The sequence below is a fragment of the Candidatus Izemoplasma sp. genome (genome assembly GCF_982632705.1).
In genome coordinates this window covers 1-2731 of record NZ_CEXEES010000102.1, presented here as the reverse complement: position 1 = coordinate 2731, position 2731 = coordinate 1, and the positions used below count along the sequence as shown (strand labels likewise).

Genomic DNA, 2731 nt, shown 5'->3' with positions numbered 1-2731 from the left:
AACTATTGATTCAGTACGCTTTGATTATCTAGGTAGCGGGGAATCAGATGGTTTATTTAGTGATATGACACTACCTAGCCTAAAAGAGCAAGCTAGATTAATCATTGAATTTGCTAAATCACATAATTATGAAGAAATATATCTACTTGGATTCAGTATGGGTGGAGCGTTAGCGCTTAATATGATGCAAGGATTTGATAAAACGATATTACTAGCCCCATCTATAAGTTTCTTCACAAAACATGAGAAGATTCAAATACCAAAACTAGAAAATGGAAACTATGATTTAAACGGATATGAGCTAAATAAAGATTTAATCTCTAGTTTCAAGAAAGATTACTTTGAACTAGCTAGAAAGTATCATAATCCTGTCTTAATCATTCAAGGTACAAATGACCAAGCAGTCTATTACAAAGGTAGTGAAGAATTAAGTGAATCATTCACTGATTCGACTATTAAACTAATAGAAAATGCAGGACATACTTTCGAGAACAGAGAGCATTATAAACTAATAGACAAATATGTCACAGAATTCTTAAAGAAATAGAACGGATATCCGTTCTTTTTTGATATAATATTAATGGAAGGTGATGGAATGAAAAAAGGAATAATAAGTATTTTACTAATATCAACAATCCTCTTACTAACAAGTTGTGATGATTTAGTTGATAAGCCAAATAATCAACCATATGAAGGTACAGAGTTTTACTTAGGTTTTGAGAACAACACAATCGATTCATATGAGGACATAGTAACACTGGCAAATACATTTTTAGTTTTTAAGAATGATTTGTCTACTAACTCTTCACTTGAGTTAGCTGACGAATACACTAAAGAAGAATTGCAAGGTGCTGAAAATAGATATTACAATGTCCTGAATAGAGTTCATCACTTAGAATATCTTAAGTATGCTATTGATGAGTTTCAAAAATGTGAGAATTATGTTGAAGAAGAAGTGTGTATTGTTGATTCAGAAGACGAACCAAGTTTGGTAGTTGCTATGGAGAATGAAAAACTGTATATGGAACTATTGTTTGAAGAAGATGGTAGTACAAAAGTACAAGTTTTTATAGCATCAATTGTGAATGAGAAGGTAGCGTTAGAGTTTCTACATTATAGTTCGAGTTATGACGAAGAAACGGACTCAATGTATGAGGAATACAGTTACTACAATCAACTAGAAGATACTACTGCGGAAATAGTTAATGCAGATTCTAATGGGTACTCATCTGTTTTTAAGTTAGATTTTGAAAATAACAGCTCGCATGGATACAATTATATGGGTGATGATTTCACGTTTTATTTTCTACCATATAATGGATATAATTGTCATCTAGTTTTCCAAGATGATATTAAACGATATGATGCAGTGTATGACATTTGGGAAACTGAATCTGTACAATTTAATTACGAGTTAACACCAAGTTCTGAAACGTATAGAGTTACAAATAATCTGTTGTATGTTGATGGATGGGATAAAATTGTTTTTACAAATACTGATTATCAGTTTTTTAATAATGATGAACCTGTTGTCAAATTAAACAATGCAGATCTTAGAATCTCAAGATACTTTGATTTTGCATATGAATTAATTAATGAGTATGACAGTCTACCAACAGATTACCAGTTAAGCTTGGTAGAGTATGGGATATCACAAATACAGTTAACAAGTAGTGATATTAACGATATTATAAGTTACCTTGATGATAATTACTCAGATATAATAAGTGATTTTGGCTACACTAGTGTTGAAACAGCTTATGAAGACATATTTAATGATATTGAGTTCATAAGCAGAGAAAATATAGAAGAATAATACAAAAGAGCGATTAATCGCTCTTTTTATTTTAGATATTCTTTTACTATATTGATATGCATAGCAACACCATTCATAAATGATTCCTCTTCAGGATTGAATAATGGATTATGATTGTATGCAGTATCGTTTTCTTTTCCGCCACCTAACCAGAAGAAACTCCCTGGTTTCTTTTCTAAGTAATAAGCGAAGTCTTCTCCACCCATAGATGGTTCTATTGCTTCAATAACATTCTCTTTTCCTAGAACTTCTCTACCTATTTCCATAACGAACTCTGACATTTCAGGGTCGTTTATTACAGGAGGGTATGCTTTATTAATTTCAAGTTCTACCAAAGCATCATTCATTTCACCAATGTGTTTACATATACTATGCATTCTATCAAAGATATGTTTTCTTGTTTCATTGTTTAATGTTCTAATAGTACCACTCATATCTACTGATTCAGGAATGATATTGAATGCAGTACCACCATGTACTGTACATACGCTAATTACTGCGCTATCAGTTGCTGATGTGTTTCTTGATACAATTGATTGAAACTTAGTAATAACCTCAGCAGCAATCAATACAGGGTCTATTCCTGTATGTGGAGCAGAAGCATGTGTTCCTGTCCCTGTTACTTTTACTTTGAATTCATCAGGAGCAGCCATTGCTGGTCCTTTTTTTATAACAATTGTCCCTGTTCTATCACGAGTTGTAATGTGTAAACCAAATACAGCGTCACAATCATCGATATATCCCCCGTTTACAACAGATATTCCACCACCAGGCAGTGGTCCTTCCTCAGCAGCTTGGAATATTAATTTCAATGTTCCGTTTACCTGATCCTTATTATCACTAAAGTACTTAGCAGCCCCTAGTAGCATTGCAGTATGTGTATCATGCCCACAACTATGCATCACACCATCATGT

General features: G+C 32.8%; 3 protein-coding genes. 2 read left to right on the top strand and 1 reads right to left on the bottom strand.

Annotation, left to right across the window (positions count from 1 at the left end; translation table 11 throughout):
- Together AC2LE6_RS08825 and AC2LE6_RS08820 are read left to right on the top strand one after the other, a co-directional pair.
- Positions 1 to 547 (top strand): alpha/beta fold hydrolase (locus tag AC2LE6_RS08825; RefSeq protein WP_484478892.1); only part of this gene is annotated, 547 nt, incomplete at its 5' end.
- 48 nt (positions 548 to 595) lie between these two features.
- Complete coding sequence (locus tag AC2LE6_RS08820; protein ID WP_484478891.1) at positions 596 to 1816, top strand: hypothetical protein; 1221 nt, start codon at positions 596 to 598, stop codon at positions 1814 to 1816.
- Between the two features lie 26 nt (positions 1817 to 1842).
- Here AC2LE6_RS08820 and AC2LE6_RS08815 read toward each other — a convergent pair.
- The coding region (locus AC2LE6_RS08815) for a M20 metallopeptidase family protein (protein ID WP_484478890.1) at positions 1843 to 2731 on the bottom strand (889 nt) is incomplete at its 5' end.

What these genes read in the sequence shown, in the direction of transcription:
- AC2LE6_RS08820 (WP_484478891.1), top strand. Translation starts at nt 596, where the DNA reads ATGAAAAAAGGAATAATAAGTATTTTACTAATATCAACAATCCTCTTA.